This is a genomic window from Pseudomonas sp. BN515, assembly GCF_029873155.1.
Classification (GTDB): domain Bacteria; phylum Pseudomonadota; class Gammaproteobacteria; order Pseudomonadales; family Pseudomonadaceae; genus Metapseudomonas.
Genome location: NZ_SSOH01000056.1, coordinates 1 through 19,296 on the forward strand (window position 1 = coordinate 1; position 19,296 = coordinate 19,296).

Genomic DNA, 19,296 nt, shown 5'->3' on the forward strand with positions numbered 1-19,296 from the left:
TGGAGCTGAACATCCACTACAACGACTGCGGCCAGGGCAGCGAAACCGTGGTCATGCTCCACGGCTCCGGCCCGGGTGCCAGCGGCTGGGCCAACTTCAACCGCAACATCGAACCGCTGGTTAGCGCCGGTTGCCGCGTGATCCTGCTGGACTGCCCAGGCTGGAGCAAAAGCGACTCCATCGTCTGCAGCGGCTCCCGCTCCGACCTCAATGCCCGCATCCTCAAGGGCCTGGTGGACCAGCTCGACCTCGACCGGGTGCATATCCTCGGCAACTCCATGGGCGGTCACAGCGCCGTGGCGTTCGCCCTGAACTGGCCGGAGCGGGTCGGCAAGTTGGTACTCATGGGCGGCGGCACCGGTGGCGCCAGCCCCTTCACGCCCATGCCCACCGAGGGCATCAAGCTGCTCCAGGGCCTGTACCGCGAGCCGACCATCGACAACCTGAAGAAGATGATGAACGTCTTCGTCTACGACCCCAGTGACCTGACAGAGGCGCTGTTCCAGGCCCGTCTGGACAACATGCTGGCGCGCCGTGATCACCTGGAAAACTTCGTCTCCAGTCTTGCGGCCAACCCCAAGCAATTCCCCGATTTCGGCCCGCGCTTGGCGGAGATCAAGGCCGAAACCCTGGTGATCTGGGGCCGCAACGACCGCTTCGTGCCCATGGACACCGGCCTGCGCCTGGTAGCCGGCATCCCCAACTCCGAACTCCACGTGTTCAACAACTGCGGGCACTGGGCGCAGTGGGAGCACGCGGACAAGTTCAACCGCATGGTGCTGGACTTCCTCACCCACTGAGTCCCGAGGTGCGAGATGACCCTTTCCCAAGATTCCCTGGAACAACTGGCCGCTGGCTTGCGCTTGGCTGAAGCCAGCGGCGAGGCCATCGGCCCGCTGCGCGAGCGCATCGGCGAAGACAACGGCGAAGCCGCCTACGCCATCCAGCGCCTGAACGTGGCCCACGGCATTGCGGCCGGACGTCGCGTAGTCGGTCGCAAGATCGGCCTGACCAATCCCAAGGTGCAGGCCCAACTGGGTGTGGACCAGCCGGACTTCGGCACCCTGTTTGCCGACATGGCCTACGGAGACAACGAGTTGGTGCCCATTGGCCGGGTGCTGCAGCCGAAGATCGAGGCGGAAATCGCCCTGATCCTCGACCGTGACCTGCCGCGCGCCGACACCGGGTTCGCCGATGTACTGGCCGCTACCGGCTGGGTATTGCCGGCCCTGGAGATTGTCGGCAGCCGCGTGGCGGGCTGGAACATCCGCTTCGTCGACACCGTGGCCGACAACGCCTCCAGCGGCTGCTTCGTGCTCGGCGGCCCGGCCCGTCGGCTCGATTCCCTGGACCTGCGCCAGGCCGCCATGCGCATGACTCGCAATGGCGAGCTGGTGTCTAGCGGCAGCGGTGCCGAATGCCTCGGCCACCCGTTGAATGCCGCCGTGTGGCTGGCCCGCACCATGGCTCGCCTGGGCGAACCGCTGAAGGCAGGTGACCTGATCCTGACCGGAGCGCTGGGCCCGATGTCAGCCGTGGTAGCTGGTGACCGCTTCGAAGCGGTGATCGAAGGCATCGGTCAAGTGGCCGTGCAGTTCAGTGCCGAGTGATAGCAGAGAGACCTTTCCCATGAGCAATAAACTCAAAGTCGCCATCGTCGGCTCCGGCAACATCGGTACCGACCTGATGATCAAGGTGCTGCGTAACGCGCAGCACCTGGAAATGGGCGCCATGGTCGGTATCGACCGGGCGTCCGACGGTCTGGCCCGCGCAGCACGATTGGGCGTCGCCACCACCCATGAAGGCGTGGAAGGCCTGACCCGCCTGCCTGTGTTCCAGGACATCGACTTCGTCTTCGACGCCACCAGTGCCGGCGCCCATGTAAAGAACGACGCCTTTCTGCGCAGCGTGAAACCGGGGATTCGCCTGATAGACCTGACCCCGGCTGCCATTGGCCCCTATTGCGTGCCGGTGGTGAACCTGGAGCAGAACCTCCAGCAGCTCAACGTCAACATGGTCACCTGCGGCGGCCAGGCCACCATTCCGATGGTGGCGGCGGTGTCGCGGGTAGCTAAGGTGCACTACGCCGAGATCATCGCCTCTATCGCCAGCAAGTCCGCCGGCCCCGGCACCCGCGCCAATATCGACGAGTTCACCGAGACCACCTCGAAAGCTATCGAAGTGATCGGTGGGGCAGCCAAGGGCAAGGCCATCATCATCATGAACCCTGCCGAGCCGCCCTTGATGATGCGCGACACCGTGTTCGTACTTTCGGAGGCAGCCGACCAGGCCCAAGTGGAGGCCAGCATCGAAGAGATGGCCGCTGCGGTACAGGGCTATGTGCCCGGCTATCGCCTGAAGCAGCGGGTGCAGTTCGATGAGCTCCACGACCTGAACATCCCCGGCCACGGCCGCTTCTCCGGACTGAAGACCTCGGTGTTCCTCGAAGTCGAAGGCGCCGCCCATTACCTGCCGAGCTACGCCGGCAACCTCGACATCATGACTTCTGCCGCGCTGGCCACCGCCGAGCGCATGGCCCAGTCGATGCTCAAGGCCTGAGGAGACCGACCATGAACGGCAAGAAGCTCTACATCTCCGACGTGACCCTGCGCGACGGCAGCCACGCGATCCGCCACCAGTATTCGATCGGCCAGGTGCAGGCCATCGCCCGTGCACTGGACCAGGCGAAGGTGGACGCCATCGAAGTCACCCACGGCGACGGCCTGCAGGGCTCATCCTTCAACTACGGCTTCGGCGCCCACACCGACCTGGAGTGGATCGAAGCGGCCGCCGATGTCATCGAGCACGCCCGCCTCACCGTGCTGCTGCTGCCCGGCATCGGCAGCGTGCACGACCTCAAGGCGGCCTATGACGCCGGTGCCCGTAGCGTGCGGGTGGCCACCCACTGCACCGAGGCGGACGTGTCGCAGCAGCACATCGAATACGCCCGCAGCCTCGGCATGGACACCGTGGGTTTCCTGATGATGAGCCACATGATTCCGGCCGAGCAGTTGGCTGCCCAGGGCAAACTGATGGAAAGCTACGGCGCCCAGTGCATCTACATGGCGGATTCCGGTGGCGCGATGAACATGCAGGACATTCGTGACCGCATGCGCGCCTTCAAGGCGGTGCTCAAGCCGGAGACCCAGACCGGCATGCACGCCCACCACAATCTCAGCCTCGGGGTGGCCAACTCCATCGTCGCGGTGGAAGAGGGTTGCGACCGCATCGACGCCAGCCTGGCCGGCATGGGCGCCGGTGCCGGCAACGCGCCGCTGGAAGTGCTCATCGCCGCCACCGAGCGCCTCGGCTGGAATCACGGCACCGACCTCTACCGGCTGATGGATGCCGCCGACGATCTCGTGCGGCCGCTGCAGGACCGCCCGGTGCGGGTGGATCGCGAGACCCTCGGCCTGGGCTATGCCGGCGTCTATTCCAGCTTCCTGCGTCACGCCGAAGTGGCGGCGGCCAAGTACGGCCTGAAGACCCTCGACATCCTCGTCGAACTGGGCAAGCGCCGGATGGTAGGCGGCCAGGAAGACATGATCGTCGACGTCGCCCTGGACCTCTTGGCGGCGCGCAAGACCTGACTCTAACCACAAACTGCAGGGGCGATTGAAATCGCCCCTGCAGGAGTTGGTTTCCGGGCTCAACGCCCGACACTGACATCGTCATTGAATCCGCGGGGCCAGGGATGAGCCGCCGGCCACCCGCGACAGGAGTTCGCCATGCTGGCCAGACTGTCCCTGAAGAACAAGCTGCTCATCACCGTCCTGCCGCTGACCATCCTGGTCTACCTGGCCACCGTGTTGCTGGTCTACCTGTCGAGCAAGGCCTCGACCGAAGCCCTGGCCGAAGTAGCGGTGGACGCCATCGTTCGCCAGCAGGCCGCCGAGATCGGCGCATATTTCGACAGTGCCCTGTATTCGGCGCGTACCACGGGGGAGCTGCTTGGCCGCGAGCTGGCCGATGGCGAACTGGTGGACAGCCGTATCGCCGATCAGATGCTGGAGACCCTGCTGCACACCAGCCCCCAGGTGAGTGCCGCCTGGTGGATGCCGTCGCAGGGGCAGGAGCGCACTCCGGTCTACTGGTTCCGCGATGGGGCCTCCATCCTGCCGGCCTCAGCCGAGCAACGGCAGTCCCTGGCCGCAACGGTGGGAGGAGATGCGCTCGGGCGCGAGCGGGTCGATCCACCTCGTACATTGCCGGGGCTCGGTAGCGCGCGGCCGGCCATCCCGCTGTTGATTCCGATACGCCAGAACGGACGGGTGGTCGGGAGCCTGGGGCTGGGCCTCGACGCAAAGCAGCTCCAGGCAAGCGTGGCCCGACTACGCCCGCTGGGTGTGGGGATGGCCGCATTGACCGCCCACGACACCACCCTGGTGTCACATCCCGACCCGACGCGGATCGGACGCAAGGAGGCAGAAACGGAGGCGGACTTCATGGGCGAGCACCTGCAACCGATGATCGACGCGGTACGTACTGGGCGACCGCTTACCCTGCGCTTCGTCTCGCCGGCCATAGGGGAGGAAATCTTCATGCTGGCGGTACCGGTCGCCATTGGTGATACCGCTACGCCCTGGTCATTCGGCGTCGCCCTGCCCAGCGCCGCGGTCCTGGGTGGGGTCAAGGCCTTGGCGGTCAAGCTGTTGGCGCTGGGGACCGCCGCAGTGCTGATTGCCGCGATCCTGATCCTGCTGCTGGGGCAGGCCCTGGCGCGGCCGCTGAACGTTGTGGTGCAGGCGGTCAGGCAGCTGGCTTCCGGGGAGGCCGACCTGCGTGCGCGCCTGCCGGTCCACGGCCGGGATGAGCTGGCGACGCTGGCCCGGGAGTTCAATCGCTTCATCGGCTCCCTGGCCGAGCTGGTGGCCGAGATCAAGAGTACCGGACAGACCCTGCACGACACGTCCGCGGCGCTCCAACAGGAAAGCCAGGTGGCGGGGGCGAGCGTGGATACCCAGCGCGACGAGATCGGCCAGCTCGCGGCGGCCATGCAGCAGATGGCCGCCACAGTCGAAGAAGTGGCTGGAAACGCCGATCTGACCGCCAGGGCCACCAGCGAGGGCGACCAGGCCGTGGCCCGTGGCCAGGACACGGTGGCCGCGCTGGCGACCGCGATCATCCGGAATGCCGCATTGCTGGAGGAGATATTCGCCCTCACGGAACAGCTGGAGGGCACCAGCCAGACCATCGGTAGTGTGGTGGCGGTGATCCGCGAGATCGCCGATCAGACCAATCTGCTGGCGCTCAACGCGGCCATCGAGTCGGCCCGTGCAGGCGAGCAGGGCCGCGGGTTCGCCGTGGTGGCCGACGAGGTACGGGCGCTGGCGCGGCGCACGCACAACTCCACCGAGGAGGTGCACCGCAGTATCGCGACGATCCAGGACCGGACCCAGACGGTGGTGGGCATGGTGGAAAAGAGCCGGCAAGGCTCGCAGTCCAACGTCGCCAGTGCGCGGGAGGCTAGCGAGGCATTGCACCGGATCACCCAGATGATTGGTGAGGTTCGCGAAATGAGTCAGCAGATCGCGATGGCAACCGGTCAGCAGGCGGCCACGAGCGAGCAGCTGTCGCGCAGCCTGGTGACTATCTCCGACTCGGCCGAACACGCATCACGCAGCACCGGCCAGGTCCGCCGGCGCAGTCACGACCTTCAGTCCCTGGCCGGTCGCCTCAACAGCCTGGTGGGCCGCTTCCAGCTCTGACCGGGCCCGTTGCCCTTCCCATCCTGCCGGAGGCTCCAGGCCTCGCTCGCGGAACCTTCGGCTATCCCGTCCGTGCAGGTGTCCGGCCGCAATAACTGCGCCTGGGGGACAAGCCCTGCAGTGTCGGGATAGTTCGGCTCCCGGGGGGTACCTAGAGTGGGGTTGCCTGCGTTGCCGGCGCCATTTCCACAACAAGACGACGCCAACCCTGTGGACTCGACCCATGTCAAATCTCATCAACATCGATCAATCCTCTTCTCTGCGGGTAGCCCGACCCAGTGTCACGCAGCGTGCCATCAAAGCGCTGATGACGGTGCTGCCCTGGTCGATCATCGGCGGGCTGCTCTGGGCGGGGTTGTTCATCAAGCCCCAGCCTGTCGGCGGCACCGTGAACCCGCCGGCCCTGGAGCGGCGAGACCATTTCTATGGCCTGGCCCTCGCCGCCAATGGCGAAATCTGGGCCTGTGGGTCCAGCGGAAAGATCCTGGCAATTGCGCCCGGCGGACAGGTCCGTCGGCTGCCCTCGGCAACTGACAAAACGCTGCAGGACATCGCCATCTGGGATGCCGGACATGCCGTGGCCGTGGGCAACGACGGCGTGATCCTGCATAGCCAGGATGCCGGTCAGCACTGGCAGGTTGCGGCCGGCGTGCCGCGTTCGGAGGTGGCCAACAAGCTGAACCGTGTGCGTGTGGCCCCTGGCGGCCTGGCCATCGCCACTGGCGAGATGGGGGCGCTGCTGGTCAGTCGCGACTACGGCCAGACCTGGCAGCGCCTGCGCGAAGAGGAGGATGTGGCCTGGAACGACGTGGCCATTCTCGAGGGTGGCCGTCTGCTGGTGGTCGGTGAGTTCGGCCGTGTTCTGCGCAGTGAGGACCAGGGGCAGAGCTGGGAGGAAATCGCCGCGCCCGTTCCCGGGTCGCTGATGTCCGTGCAGTTCCGCGACAGCCAGAACGGCGTCGCGGTTGGCCTGGAAGGCGCGCTACTGGTGACCCGTGACGGTGGGCGCAATTGGCAATCGGTCGACCTCGGGGTCGACGATCACTTGTTCGACATCCTCTGGAATCCGCAGCAACAGCGCTGGTTCGCCAGTGGCGCCCTCGGCCGCTGGGTTTCCGGCAATGACGACGGCTGGACCGTCGGCTCCCTGGATGAACGCAACCTGTCCTGGCACACCCGTGCCCTGGTGCATGGCCGCAGCCTCTGGCTGGCCGGCGCCGACATCGGTCACTGGGATGGCCAGCACTGGACGGAGCTGCGGCCATGAAGTCCCCCCACGCCTCTTCTTCTCGAGAAACAAACATGATCGAACTCATTGCCGAGCTGTGCGTCCGTCGGCGCGCCTGGGTGGCTGGCGGGCTCTTCATTCTCACCCTGGTGCTGAGCTGGTTCGCCCTGCATATCGAGGTGCGTACCGTATTCGAGGACATGCTGCCCTCGCGCCACGAGTACGTGCAGACCCACGAGAAGTTCAAGGACACTTTCGGCGGCTCGAACATGGTCACCATCATGTTCGAGGTGGAGCAGGGCGACATCTTCCAGACCGCGGTGCTGGACAAGGTGCGCACCGTGACGCTGGGTCTGCGCGAAGTGTCCGCGGTCAACCAGTACCAGATCACCTCCCTGGCCTCGAAGAAGCTGAAGGAAGTGCGCGCCTCCACGGCCGGCATCGAGAGCCGCCCGCTGATGTGGCCGGACCTGCCGGCCAACGCCGAAGCCATGGCCGAACTGAAGCAGGCCGTGCTGCGCAATCCGCTGGTCTACGGGCCCTATGTGTCCAAGGACCTGCAGGCCACCCTGATCACGGTGGACTTCATCGACCAGCAGGTGGACTACACCACGGTGTTCCACGAAATCCGCGACCTGATCACCAAGGTGGACGACGGCAGCGTGAAGATCCGTGTGGTGGGTGACCCGATCCTCTACGGCTGGGTGGGCCACTACCTGCCGGAGACCATCCAGCTGGTCGCGGCGGCCCTGCTGGTGACGCTAGTGATGCTCTTCGTCCTGCTGCGGACCTGGCGCGGCCTGACGCTGCCGCTGCTGGCCGGGCTGGTCAGCGCCATCTGGGCGCTCGGTATCTGCAGGCTGCTGAACATCAACTTCGAGCCGCTGGTGATCGTGGTCGCCATGCTGATCACCTCGCGGGCGGTTTCCCATTCGGTGCAGATCGTCAATCGCTTCGACGATGAGCTGGAATTGCTGCCGCCCGGCGCCGATACCGCGCGCATTGCGGCGAAGGTGGCCCTGGCCGACCTGTTCCGTCCGGGCATGCTGGGAGTGATCGCCGATGCCGCGTGCATGGCGGTGGTCGCCCTGAGCCCGATCCCGATGCTGCAGAAGCTCACGGTGCTGGCGGTGGTCTGGGTGTCGACGCTGACGGTCAGCGCCGTGCTCCTCACCCCTGTGATGCTGTCCTTCATCCGCAAGCCCCACGGCGTAGCCCATCCCATCGACTGCCTGCCGCTACTGCGCAAGGTGCTCAACCTGGCGGTGCGGGTCTGCCTGTCCCGCGCCCGCTACGGAGTGCTCGGCGTCAGCCTGCTGGTGGTCCTGGGCGCTGGCCTGTATTCGTTGAACCTGAAGATCGGCGACGCCAATCCCGGCTCGCCGATCCTCTGGCCGGAGTCGCCCTACAACCGGGACTCCGCCGCGATCAACGGCCGCTTCGAAGGCGTCGACCGGATGTTCGTGGTCATCGGAGACGACAGCATGCCGGGCCTGATCAAAGGCAACGAGGCACTGCACGCGATGAACAGCTTCCAGCGCTTCATCGAGGCGCAGCCGGAAGTCGGTGGCTCGCTGTCGATCGCTGATGTCCTGCCCCATGTGAACAGCAGCTTGCGCGAGGGCAACCCGCGCTACCTGGAACTGGGCGAGAGCGGCGCGATCAACGGCAGCCTGATGGCCATGCTGGATTCGGTGTCCGAGCCCGGGGACATCTCCCGCTTCGCCGACGACCAGTACGCTAATGGCTCGGTGACCCTGATGTTCCGCGATCGTCAGGGCGAGACCATCCGCACGGCGGTGGCGCGGATCAAGGAGTTCATCGCCACCCATCCCCTGGCTGAAGGGCAGTGGCACCTGGCGGGTGGCCTGATCGGCGTGATGGCGGCAGTCAACGAAATCATCCTGTCCAGCCAGATCGAGGCCATCGCCCTGGCCCTGCTGGTGCTCGCGGTGCTCTGCACTCTGGTCTACCGCTCCAGCGTCGCCGGCATGGTGTTCATGGTGCCGGTGATCATTTCCAACATGCTGACCTTCGCCTTCATGACCTGGAAGGGCATCGGCATGAACATCAACACGGTGCCGGTGGCTGCCCTCGGCATCGGCCTGGGCGTGGATTACGCCTTCTACATCGCCGACCGCGTGAAGGAGGAAATCGCCGCTGGCCGTAGCGCGGAAGAGGCCATTCGCCTGGCCCTGCATTCCTCCGGCATGGGCGTGATCGTCACCGCCAGCGTGCTGATCGTCAGCACCCTGCTGTGGTGGGTGTCGTCACTGCGCTTCCAGGCCGAGATGGGCCTGCTGATGGCTATCTGGCTGAGCGTGTCGGCCTTCTCCGCCCTCTTCGTCATGCCGTCGCTGCTCTATGTGTTCCGGCCGCGCTTCATCTTCGGCGAGCCGGACCCCATCGGCGATGCCGCGCTCCAGCAGGTTTGAAACCACACAACAACAAGACCCAAAGCCTAACGCTGCCACCACACTCGGGAGACAAGATGAACAAGAATTACATCCCGGCCACGCACAAGCGTGCGCCGCTCCACAAGCTCGCCCTGGCGATCGCCCTCGGAACCGTCACCACGCCGCTGATGGCCGACGACAGCTTCAAGTACGACGGTTACCTGCGCCAGGAAATGTCCTGGAACGCCAAGGATTGGGGAGACACTCCGGGCTACAACGACAAGGGCAAGCTATCCATGGCGCGCAGCACGGCGCGCCTCAACCTGGACTGGCAAGCGACGGACAGCGTTTCGGTAGTGGCTAAGTTGCGCGCGGTTCGCGAAGTCGAAACCGACTTCCTCGAGCACCTCGAGGAAATGGGCGCCAACAACCACCGCGAGGCCGATGGACGCGGCGACATCATGGACCTCTACAACAAGGCCGAGATCCGCGAGCTGTATGTCGACTTCCCGGTGGGAGAACGGCTTTCCTTCCGTATCGGCAAGCAGCAACTGGCCTGGGGCGAGACCGACTTTTTCGCCGCCAACGACCTGGTGCATGGATTCGACTTCACCTGGCGCAATTTCCTCGAACCGGCCAACGAGGAACTGCGCAAGACCAACAACATCATCAAGATGAACATCGATGTTCCGGAACTGGAGGGCGGCCTCGAGGCCTTCATCCGTCCGGGGCTGGACCGTACGCAGGATATCGGCACCGAGCTGGATATCTACGGCGGTCGCTGGTCCGGCAATCCGTACGCTGGTGTCGATTTCCGCAATATCGACCCGTACAACTTCGAGAACGACGAAGGCGATTACAAGGATGTCACTGGCGGCCTGCGCTGGAGCGGTCTGTATGGCGACATCAACTACTCCCTTTCCTACCTGAAAACCTTCTACAACTCGCCGATCCTCAACGCTTCCGACAACCTCGCGCTGTTCGGCCTGCCGAACGTGCCGTCCGGGGCCCAGACCCAGGGCACCGACCAGACCCGCGGTGTGGCCGGCGAGGTCATCTACCCGATCGTCGATATCTTCGGCTTCACCGCCAGCGGCTACTCCGAAACCGCCGACGCGGTGTTCAGCACCGAGATGGCCTACATCAAGGACGCGCCGTACCAGATCACCCTGGACAACCCGACCCTGCTGAGCCAGTTCATCGCTCCCGGCTTCGATGGTTTCACCCGCAAGGACGTGGTCGCGCTGATGCTGCGCATGGATAAGAACATCGCGGCTACCCAGACCTGGCTGGGCACCGAGAAACCGATGTTCTTCTCCGTGCAGCTGTTCGACAAATGGGTGCAGAACTTCGATGAGGACGACGGGCTGCTCTACAGCGTCGGTTGGGGCGGCAAGGTCAAGGAACACTCCGTCCTGGCCACCACCATCTTCGACCTCAGCTACGACAGCGGGCGTATCCGTCCGCAACTGGTGCTGGGTGCCGACCTGAGCAACGGCGGTGGCTTCGCCGTGCCGTCGGTGACCTTCGAGCTGTCCAGCAAATGGCGCTGGAAGGTCGAGTACGACGCCTTCTGGGATGACGCCCACCGCGACGCCTCGAAGTGCGTTCCCGGCCAGATGAACAACTGTGACAGCACCACCCTGTTCGGAGTCTTCCACGACCGCGACCAGGTCTACACCAGCCTGACCTACCTGTTCTGACCCCCACAGGAGACCTCATCATGAGCGCATCCCATTTCCCTCTGCGACGCACCCTGGCGGTCGGACTGATCGCCGCCGCCGGCAGCCTTCCGTCCCTGGGGCTGGCCGCCGAACTGCCCGCGGGCACCGTGATTTCCGCCGAGAATATCGATCAGATCAAGAACGACACCTTCGAAGGGCATAGCATCGCCAGCCTGCTGACCGAGAAGATGGAGTGGCGCATCCGCAACAGTGGCTGGAAGCTGCCGCTGGCCAAATCCCAGCAGGTCGAACTGGACCCGCGCTGGGTCAAGGCCTCGCAAGCCAACCAGGGCAAGACCTCGATCAACAAGGGGACCTGCCAGATCGACGGCTGGGGGGCGGGTGCTCCCTTCCCGACCATCGACGAGAAGGACCCGCAGGCGGCTGAGAAGATCGTCTGGAACTTCCACCTCGGCCAACTCGTGGGCGACGTATCCCAGGTGCCGAACTTCACCCAGTTGCTGATCGACGGCAAACGTGGCGTCCACGCCGAGCCGGTGGCCGAGTTCACCCGTTACACGATGAAGGGCCGCCTGACCGGCGACAGCCCGGTGGAAGGCGACGGCAGCGAGCGTGGCCGGCAATTGCTGTATTTCAAGGCGCCTTCCGACATGAAGGGGCTGGGCACCTACACCGTGATGTACGACGCGGAGAAGGTGAATGACGTATGGGCCTATGTGCCGGCCGTGCGACGGGTGCGTCGCCTTTCCGGTGGGGCCTGGATGGACCCGGTCGGCTCGTCCGACCAGCTGCAGGATGACCTGGAAGGTTTCAATGCCCGACCGTGCTGGTACCCGGAGTACAAGCTGGTGGGCAAGCGCTGGGTTCTCGCCGCGGCCAACGCCAAGTCGGATCTGTGGAACACCAAGGGCTCCAGTTTCGACGAGAAGTATCCGGTGCTGGAGAACCAGCCTCCGTACTGGAACATGAACAACGACCGCTACGAGCCTCGCGAGGTGTACGTCGTGGAAGCCATCACCCCGGCGACCCACCCCTACAGCAAGAAAGTGCTTTACGTGGAGACGAAGTACCCGCGCATCCACTACGTCGAGGCGTACAACCGCAAGGGTGAGTTCTGGAAGTTCATGGAGTGGCACACCTACTACAACCCGCAGGGCGGCGACATGCGTACCGCCGGCAGCGCGGTGATCGACTTCCAGCGTAACCACGCGACGGTATCGCTGATCGATACCGCTACCTGGAAGACCAACTTCGAGGCCAAGGCCAGCGACTTCTCGCTGCAGGCCCTGCAGAAGGCCGGTCGCTGAGGACCGGCACGCCCCGCCGGCGAGGCGGGGCCTGGCAAGCATCCGCCGGGGCAACGCGCCCCGGCCACAACAATACGAATCGGCCAGACGCGGTGAGCCTGCACCGGTCATGGCCGAAGGAGCCTCGCAATGTCGAACATGAAAGCCGCGCGCCTGCACGAGATCGGCGGCCGCTTCACCGTTGACGAAGTCCCCATGCCTGTACCCGGTGAGCATGATGTGCTGGTCAAGGTCGAAGCCAGCGGCATCATCCCCAACCTGAAGAACGTCACCACCCACTTCCCCGAGTGGTACCCCTTCCTGCCGCTACCAAAACTGCCCGCGATCTTCGGCCTGGACAGTGCGGGTACCGTCGCTGCGGTCGGCTCCAAGGTCCGTCAATTCGCACCGGGCGACCGGGTCTACGTCAACCCCGGCGTGGGTTGCGGTCAGTGTCGGTTCTGCAAGCAGGGCGAAGCGCCACGTTGCGACGCCTACACCTTCCTCGGCTACTTCGGTTTCGGCCCGGGTTCGCAGGACGTGTTCAGCCAGTATTCCCATGCCGGCTACGGGCAGTTCATGACGGCGCCGGCCAACAACCTGGTGCGCCTGCCGGCCAATCTCAGCAGCGCCCAGGCAACCCGTCTCGGATATCTGGGCACAGCCTATTCGGCGATCCGCAAATCGGCGCTGCGTCCGGGACAGAGCCTGTTGATCCTGGGCGCCTCGGGAACCCTGGGCGTTGGGGCCACCCTGCTGGCACTGGCTTTCGGCGCCGCCAAGGTGCTGGTGGCGGCTCGTGACCGTGCGGCCCTGGAACGCCTGGAGGCGCTCGCGCCGCAACGGGTCATCGGCCTGCCGATCGGCGACCGTCCGGTTTCCGAGCAAGTGCGCGAGCACTGCCCGGAAGGTGTCGACGCGATGCTTGACACCCTCGGCGCGAAGGCGCCCGCGGCCTTGTCCGTCGACGCCATGCAGGCGGTCGCCCGCGGCGGCCGCATCGTGCAGATCGGTGGTGTGGCCGGACCGATCCCGATCGATCCACATCCGTTCATGTGTGCCCAGTGGCAGTACATCGGTTCGCTGTGGTTCACCACCACGGAGGGCGAGGAGATGGCACGGATGATCGAGGCCGGCACCGTGGATCTGTCCTGGCTGGAGGAGCGAGCCTATCCCCTGGAGCGGCTCAATGAGGCACTTGAGGACATCCAGTCCCAGGCGAGCGGCTTCGTCAACTTCCACATCGTCCATTCCTGAGACCTTTCGCCAGTGGCGAGCCGCGCGGCTCGCTGCTGGGGTCTGCCTGGAGGCTCCCGCATGTCCGTCAAACGCATCGTCACCGGCCACGACAGTGCCGGCCGTTCCCGTGTCGTCAGTGCTGGCCCGTTGCCTGGCACCGAATCCTTCGTTCATTCGCCCGGCTTTTCCGCCGCGGTGGTCTGGCACACCGGTGCCGCTCCCCAGATAGTCGACGCCGCTGAGGCGCCCGCCCTGCCGCTGGCCTCGGTGGTGCCCGGACCGGGCGGCACCAGCGCCATGCTGGTGACTTTCCCACCTGCGGGCGTCGAATTCGCGGATTTCGATCCGCAGGCAGCCGCTGCGGAGTTGTGCGAGCGCCTGCCCGGCCTCGGGGAGCGCTTCGAGGCCGATGCACCGGGTTTCCATCGCACCGACACCATCGACTATGGCGTGGTGCTCGACGGCGAGATCACCCTTGAACTCGATGATGGCTGCACCAGCCTGTTGCAGCGTGGGGACCTGGTGGTCCAGATGGGGACACGCCACGCCTGGCGTAACGCGGGTAACACTCCGGCCCGTCTGTTGTTCGTTCTGATTGGCGCCGATCGCGCCCAGCCGACGGCCTGAACAGGGAAATTCACTGGGTTTTCCAGCCGCGGTTGGATGGCCCGTGCCCGGAAATCGGCCAGGTCGACTGCCATCCGACGATCCGGCGCGGCCAGGGGCATGCTTCTTGCCTTGTTTCACTAGCCAGCGTCGGATCGTCACAAGTGTTACCGAGAGGTCGACACGGGTGATGCCACATCTCCGATGCGCGCAAAAAAGCAGAGCCGAACGTCATTACAAGAAATCGGCCTGCGCGCCTTGCACAGACGACAGTCTGTTCCACCACACCTGGAGCAGAGGATTAGCCTTATGGAACATCTCGCTTTTTCATCCGCGACGCCCCCCGAGGTCGTCCTATCCCGTTTCGAGGTTTGTCATACCCAGGACCTGGAAGAAGCCCGCCGCTGGGGGGAACGCATCTTCTGCGCGAACCGCCTGCGTAATCTGGATGCCAAGGGGGCTGTGGATACCCGTATCTACTATCGCCGTCTTGGCGGTATCGGTATCGGCAGGATGAGCTACGGTGGCGACATCACCATCGAGCCGGGTGTGATGGAGTCCTTCGCTCTGATCCAGATGCCGATCCGCGGCCAGGAAATGATCGAGTATGGCAACCATCGGGTGCATTCGACGCCGCGCCTCGGGTCGATTCTCAATGCGCACTCGCCGTTCAAGATCCACCACTGCTCGGGTACCGAGAAGCTGATCATACGCGTCGACTACAGCCTGCTGGAGCGCCACTGCCAGCAGCACCTCGGCCGCACCCTGCGCAAGAAGATCGAGTTCCAGCCGGAAATGCCCCTAGACACGGTCCGGGGGCAGAGCTGGATGCGCATGGTCGGCTGGATCTACGACTGCCTCTCGGTGGAAGAGGACCTGCCGCCGCTGCTGCGCGCGCAGTACGAAAGCATGCTGGTCAACACCTTGCTCGCCTGCCAGCCGCACACCTACAGCGCCGAGTTGTTCGAGGACGAGAAAACGTCCATCGCTCCGGCCTTCGTCAAACGGGTCGAGCGCTTCATCGAGGAGCATGCCCACGAACCGATTACCATCGTCGAGATGGCCGAGCATGCCGGGGTCAGCAGCCGCTCGCTTTTCACCGGTTTCCGGCGCTTCCGCAATACGTCGCCGATGCTGCATCTGAAGGAGGTGCGGCTGCGTAACGTGATGGAGGAGTTGCAGCGGCAGAGCCCGGGCTCCGCCACGGTCACCGCGGTGGCCTTCCGCTGGGGCTTCAACCACCTCGGCCATTTCACCACGGACTACAAGCGCCGCTTCGGTGAAAGCCCTTCCGAGACGCTGGCCCGCTAGTTCCTCACGGACAGGGATGTCCGCCCTCCGCGCACTTTCTGCGCTGCCGGGATAAGCCGCTCGGTCCCGGGAGCGTCAGCTCCGATGCCACTTCCTAGGATGACCCTCAAGCGCGCCGCAGTGCGACGCCATCGTCCCGTCAGCCTCCTGGGGAGTCATCCATGTCCGAGCAACCCATCATCCGCCGCCGTGTGGTCAAGTCCGGCATCAGCGATGCCCGCACCAACAATTCCAAGACCCAGAGCCAGTACCAGCCTTACAAGGATGCGGCCTGGGGTTTCATCAACCACTGGTATCCGGCGCTGTTCACCCACGAGCTGGTCGAGGACCAGGTACAGGGTGTCCAGATCTGCGGCGTGCCCATCGTCCTGCGCCGGGTGAACGGCAAGATCTTCGCCCTCAAGGACCAGTGCCTGCACCGCGGCGTGCGCCTGTCCGAGAAGCCGACCTGCTTCACCAAAAGCACCATTTCCTGCTGGTACCACGGTTTCACCTTCGACCTCGAGAGCGGCAAGCTGGTGACCATCGTCGCCAACCCGGAAGACAAGCTGATCGGCACCACCGGCATCACCACCTATCCGGTGCATGAAGTGAACGGGATGATCTTCGTCTTCGTCCGCGAGGACGACTTCCCCGATGAGGATGTCCCGCCCCTGGCCCATGACCTGCCGTTCCGCTTTCCGGAACGTAGCGAGCAGTTCCCCCATCCGATGTGGCCGTCCTCGCCGAGCGTGCTGGACGAGAACGCCGTGGTGCTCGGCATGCACCGCACCGGCTACGGCAACTGGCGCATCGCGTGCGAGAACGGCTTCGACAACGCGCACATCCTGGTGCACAAGGACAACACCATCGTCCACGCCATGGACTGGGTACTGCCCCTCGGCTTGCTGCCCACCAGCGACGACTGCATCCAGGCGGTGGAGGACGAGAACGGTCCCAAGGGCCTGATGCAGTGGCTGTTCACCGACAAGTGGGCGCCGGTGCTGGAGAACGAAGAGCTCGGGTTGAAGGTCGACGGGCTCAACGGCCGTCCCTACCGTACCTCCGTCGTCCTGCCAGGCGTGCTGATGGTGGAGAACTGGCCGGGCGAGCACCTGACCCAGTACGAGTGGTACGTGCCGATCACCGATGACACCCATGAGTACTGGGAAGTCATTGTGCGCGTCTGCGACACCGAGGAAGAGCGCAAGAAGCACCATTACCGCTACGAGCATGTCTACAAGCCGCTGTGCCTGCATGGCTTCAACGATTGCGACATCTACGCCCGCGAGGCGATGCAGAACTTCTACAGCGACGGCACCGGTTGGGACGACGAGCAACTGGTGGCGACCGACATCTCGCCCATCACCTGGCGCAAGCTGGCCTCGCGCTGGAACCGCGGTATCGCCAAGCCCGGGCGTGGCGTGGCCGGTGCCGTGAAGACCAGCAGCCTGATCTTCAAGCAGACCGCCGATGGCGAGCGGCCTGGCTACAAGACCAAGCAGATCGAGGAGTAACCGGCTTGGCCCGGCGCCCCATTGCGCCGGGCCGCCTTGCGAGGATTCCGCGATGGACCAACACATCGATGCACCCAGCCGTTTCGTCACGGTCGATGGCGTGCGCCTGCATTACCGCGAGGTCGCCGGCCCCGACGCCGATCTGCCGGTTATCTTTACTCACGGCGGCGGCCCCGGCAGCACGGCGTGGAGCAACTTCCGCCACAGCGCTGCGGCGTTCGCTGCCCGCTACCGCTGCTACTTCCTCGACTTTCCCCAGTTCGGCCTGTCCGACATGGTGCCGGTCGAAGGGCCGGTATTCAGCTGGCACGCGAGCAAGCTGCTCGGCTTCATGGAGGCCCTCGGTATCGAGCGGGCGCACATGGTCAACCAGTCGTTCGGCGGATGCGTAGCGATCCGCTTCGCCGCCGACCATCCTGAGCGGGTCGGGCGTCTGCTGCTGATCGGCTCGCAGCCGGTGGCGCGTGGCGTGCTGGCGCCTCTACCGCTGTTCAGCAAGCACGCCGCGATGCTGATGAGCGACTACTACCTGGAAGACGAAGGGCCGACCCTGGAGAAGATGCGCGCGCTGATCCGCCGCTATGAATTGCACGACGATTCTGCGCTCGACGAAGAAACCGCACGCCTGCGCTTCGAGGCCAGCGCCAACCCTGTCTATCGGAAACTGCTGCTACAGCCCGGCGCCTTCGGCGAATGGGAGAACCTGATGGGCGAGTTCGCCCATGTCGCGGCACCGACCCTGATTCTCTGGGGCTTGCACGACTGGTTCGGCGGTATCGACGTGCCGATGCTGATGGTCAATCAATTCGCCGATGCCCGTCTGCACATCCTGGGCAATGCCGCGCACCACCTGCAGAGCGAGTGCCCGGCGGAGTTCAATGGAGTCGCCCTGAACTTTCTTGGAGGCCATGCATGAGCAGTGCGTTGCATTACCTGGAGCTCTGCGAGCTGTCGCAGCTGATCCGCAGCCGTAAGCTGTCGCCTGTGGAAGTTGCGCAGGCCCAACTGGCGCGTATCGAACAGCTCGATCCGCAGTTGCATGCCTATGCCCGGGTCACGCCCGAGCTGGCCCTGGCGCAGGCCCGCGAGGCCGAGCGGGAACTCGTGCGAGGCGTTTGCCGCAGTCCGCTGCACGGCATTCCGCTGGCGGTGAAGGACTTGCTGTGGACGGCCGATGTCCCGACGGCCGCCGGCATGCCGATCCATCGCGACTTCCTGCCGGCCGAGGATGCCACGGTGGTCGCCCGCCTGCGCGAGGCCGGCACGGTGATGCTCGGCAAGTTGCAGATGACCGAGGGCGCCTTCGCGATTCACCATCCGAGCATTGCCGATCCGGTAAACCCCTGGGGGGCAGGGCACTGGGCTGGCGCCTCGTCGAGCGGCAGCGGTGTGGCGGTAGCGGCTGGCCTGAGCTACGCCTCGGTCGGCAGCGACACCGGCGGTTCGATCCGTTTCCCGGCTACCGCCAACGGCCTGACTGGCCTCAAGCCGACCTGGGGGCGGGTGAGCCGCCACGGCTGCTTCGAGCTGGCTGCCAGCCTCGATCACATCGGGCCCATCACCCGCAGCGCCCGCGATGCACTGTTTCTGTTGTCGACTATCGCCGGTCACGATCCGCAGGATCCCACCTCGCTGCCCAGCGTCTGCCTCGAAGTACCGGGGATCGACGAGTCGTTTCGCGGCTTGCGGGTGGGCGTGGACGAAGAGTGGATCAGCCAGGGGGTGGACCCGCTGATCCGCCGCGCGCTGGACACCGTCATGGCGATCATCGTCGACGGTGGCGGTAGCCTAGTGCGCATCCGGATGCCGGACACCCGTGCGGTGAGCGGCAACTGGGAGCGGCATTGTGGCGTGCAGACCGCCGTGGCGCACGCCGATACCTACCCGCAGCGCGCGGCTGAGTACGGTCCGGCACTAAGCCGACTGATCGACGGTGGGCGGGAGTTGTCCGCCATGGATTATCAGCGCGTGCTGCTCGAGGCCCAGCGGTTCACCGGGGCGCTGGAAAGCGTGCTGAGCGAGGTCGATCTGCTGCTGGCGCCAGTGCAACCTTATGCGGCGCCAACCCATGCGCAGCTCGCCAGTCTGGCGGGGGATCCGGAGGCAAACCGGATGCTGATCCAGTTCACCGCGCCCTTCAACGTCAGTGGACATCCCTGCATCAGCCTACCCTGCGGGCTGACGGAGGAGGGCCTGCCGATCGGTTGCCAGTTCATCGCCGGCAAGGGCGCGGAGGCTCTGCTTTGCCGTGCCGGCATGGCGCTGCAGAAGGTCACCGACTGGCACCGGCTGCATCCGCCCGGAATTTGATCCGACTCCTTTGAGATTTGCCCGCGCCTCC

The 19,296-nt window shown here is 65.0% G+C and carries 15 protein-coding genes; all 15 read left to right on the top strand.

Annotation, left to right across the window (positions count from 1 at the left end; translation table 11 throughout):
- Nucleotides 1–800: alpha/beta fold hydrolase (locus tag E8E91_RS14200; RefSeq protein ID WP_280376281.1), on the top strand; the 800-nt coding region annotated here is incomplete at its 5' end.
- Nucleotides 801–815: 15 nt separating this feature from the next.
- Nucleotides 816–1,610, top strand: a complete 795-nt coding sequence (mhpD, locus tag E8E91_RS14205) for a 2-keto-4-pentenoate hydratase (protein WP_280376282.1) — start codon at nt 816–818, stop codon at nt 1,608–1,610.
- Nucleotides 1,611–1,629: 19 nt separating this feature from the next.
- On the top strand, nt 1,630–2,559 hold the full coding sequence (locus E8E91_RS14210; RefSeq protein ID WP_280376283.1) for an acetaldehyde dehydrogenase (acetylating): 930 nt from the start codon (nt 1,630–1,632) through the stop codon (nt 2,557–2,559).
- An 11-nt stretch (nt 2,560–2,570) separates the two neighbouring features.
- On the top strand, nt 2,571–3,590 hold the full coding sequence (gene dmpG, locus E8E91_RS14215) for a 4-hydroxy-2-oxovalerate aldolase (RefSeq protein ID WP_280376284.1): 1,020 nt from the start codon (nt 2,571–2,573) through the stop codon (nt 3,588–3,590).
- Between the two features lie 138 nt (nt 3,591–3,728).
- Complete coding sequence (locus E8E91_RS14220) at nt 3,729–5,708, top strand: methyl-accepting chemotaxis protein (protein ID WP_280376285.1); 1,980 nt, start codon at nt 3,729–3,731, stop codon at nt 5,706–5,708.
- A gap of 223 nt (nt 5,709–5,931) precedes the next feature.
- Nucleotides 5,932–6,975 carry a YCF48-related protein gene (locus tag E8E91_RS14225; protein WP_280376286.1) on the top strand — a complete coding sequence of 348 codons (1,044 nt, stop codon included), beginning with the start codon at nt 5,932–5,934 and terminating at the stop codon, nt 6,973–6,975.
- A 35-nt stretch (nt 6,976–7,010) separates the two neighbouring features.
- A complete protein-coding gene (locus E8E91_RS14230) occupies nt 7,011–9,371 on the top strand; it encodes an MMPL family transporter (RefSeq protein WP_280376287.1) in 2,361 nt (786 codons plus the stop codon).
- Nucleotides 9,372–9,427: 56 nt separating this feature from the next.
- The gene (locus tag E8E91_RS14235; protein ID WP_280376288.1) at nt 9,428–11,035 is read left to right on the top strand and encodes a DUF1302 family protein; all 1,608 of its coding nucleotides are present in this window, start codon (nt 9,428–9,430) and stop codon (nt 11,033–11,035) included.
- A gap of 20 nt (nt 11,036–11,055) precedes the next feature.
- Complete coding sequence (locus tag E8E91_RS14240) at nt 11,056–12,324, top strand: DUF1329 domain-containing protein (protein WP_280376289.1); 1,269 nt, start codon at nt 11,056–11,058, stop codon at nt 12,322–12,324.
- Between the two features lie 129 nt (nt 12,325–12,453).
- Nucleotides 12,454–13,560, top strand: a complete 1,107-nt coding sequence (locus tag E8E91_RS14245; protein WP_280376290.1) for an alcohol dehydrogenase catalytic domain-containing protein — start codon at nt 12,454–12,456, stop codon at nt 13,558–13,560.
- Nucleotides 13,561–13,620: 60 nt separating this feature from the next.
- Nucleotides 13,621–14,169, top strand: coding sequence for a cupin domain-containing protein (locus tag E8E91_RS14250; protein WP_280376291.1), 549 nt, complete (start codon nt 13,621–13,623; stop codon nt 14,167–14,169).
- 288 nt (nt 14,170–14,457) lie between these two features.
- Complete coding sequence (locus E8E91_RS14255) at nt 14,458–15,459, top strand: AraC family transcriptional regulator (RefSeq protein WP_280376292.1); 1,002 nt, start codon at nt 14,458–14,460, stop codon at nt 15,457–15,459.
- Nucleotides 15,460–15,620: 161 nt separating this feature from the next.
- Entirely contained in the window at nt 15,621–16,955 is a 1,335-nt protein-coding gene (locus E8E91_RS14260) for a Rieske 2Fe-2S domain-containing protein (RefSeq protein ID WP_280376293.1), read from the top strand.
- A gap of 52 nt (nt 16,956–17,007) precedes the next feature.
- Nucleotides 17,008–17,871 (top strand): alpha/beta hydrolase, encoded by an 864-nt coding sequence (locus E8E91_RS14265; protein ID WP_280376294.1) that lies wholly within the window; start codon nt 17,008–17,010, stop codon nt 17,869–17,871.
- The gene (locus E8E91_RS14270) at nt 17,868–19,265 is read left to right on the top strand and encodes an amidase (RefSeq protein ID WP_280376295.1); all 1,398 of its coding nucleotides are present in this window, start codon (nt 17,868–17,870) and stop codon (nt 19,263–19,265) included. Before E8E91_RS14265 ends, E8E91_RS14270 begins: the two co-directional genes overlap by 4 nt.
- Nucleotides 19,266–19,296 lie beyond the last annotated feature (31 nt).

Bases quoted from the DNA above. Each gene is read 5' to 3' on its own strand.
- E8E91_RS14220 (WP_280376285.1), top strand. From the start codon at position 3,729: ATGCTGGCCAGACTGTCCCTGAAGAACAAGCTGCTCATCACCGTCCTG.
- E8E91_RS14260 (WP_280376293.1), top strand. From the start codon at position 15,621: ATGTCCGAGCAACCCATCATCCGCCGCCGTGTGGTCAAGTCCGGCATC.
- E8E91_RS14225 (WP_280376286.1), top strand. From the start codon at position 5,932: ATGTCAAATCTCATCAACATCGATCAATCCTCTTCTCTGCGGGTAGCC.
- E8E91_RS14245 (WP_280376290.1), top strand. From the start codon at position 12,454: ATGTCGAACATGAAAGCCGCGCGCCTGCACGAGATCGGCGGCCGCTTC.
- E8E91_RS14235 (WP_280376288.1), top strand. From the start codon at position 9,428: ATGAACAAGAATTACATCCCGGCCACGCACAAGCGTGCGCCGCTCCAC.
- E8E91_RS14210 (WP_280376283.1), top strand. From the start codon at position 1,630: ATGAGCAATAAACTCAAAGTCGCCATCGTCGGCTCCGGCAACATCGGT.
- dmpG (WP_280376284.1), top strand. From the start codon at position 2,571: ATGAACGGCAAGAAGCTCTACATCTCCGACGTGACCCTGCGCGACGGC.
- E8E91_RS14230 (WP_280376287.1), top strand. From the start codon at position 7,011: ATGATCGAACTCATTGCCGAGCTGTGCGTCCGTCGGCGCGCCTGGGTG.
- mhpD (WP_280376282.1), top strand. From the start codon at position 816: ATGACCCTTTCCCAAGATTCCCTGGAACAACTGGCCGCTGGCTTGCGC.
- E8E91_RS14265 (WP_280376294.1), top strand. From the start codon at position 17,008: ATGGACCAACACATCGATGCACCCAGCCGTTTCGTCACGGTCGATGGC.
- E8E91_RS14255 (WP_280376292.1), top strand. From the start codon at position 14,458: ATGGAACATCTCGCTTTTTCATCCGCGACGCCCCCCGAGGTCGTCCTA.
- E8E91_RS14250 (WP_280376291.1), top strand. From the start codon at position 13,621: ATGTCCGTCAAACGCATCGTCACCGGCCACGACAGTGCCGGCCGTTCC.
- E8E91_RS14270 (WP_280376295.1), top strand. From the start codon at position 17,868: ATGAGCAGTGCGTTGCATTACCTGGAGCTCTGCGAGCTGTCGCAGCTG.
- E8E91_RS14240 (WP_280376289.1), top strand. From the start codon at position 11,056: ATGAGCGCATCCCATTTCCCTCTGCGACGCACCCTGGCGGTCGGACTG.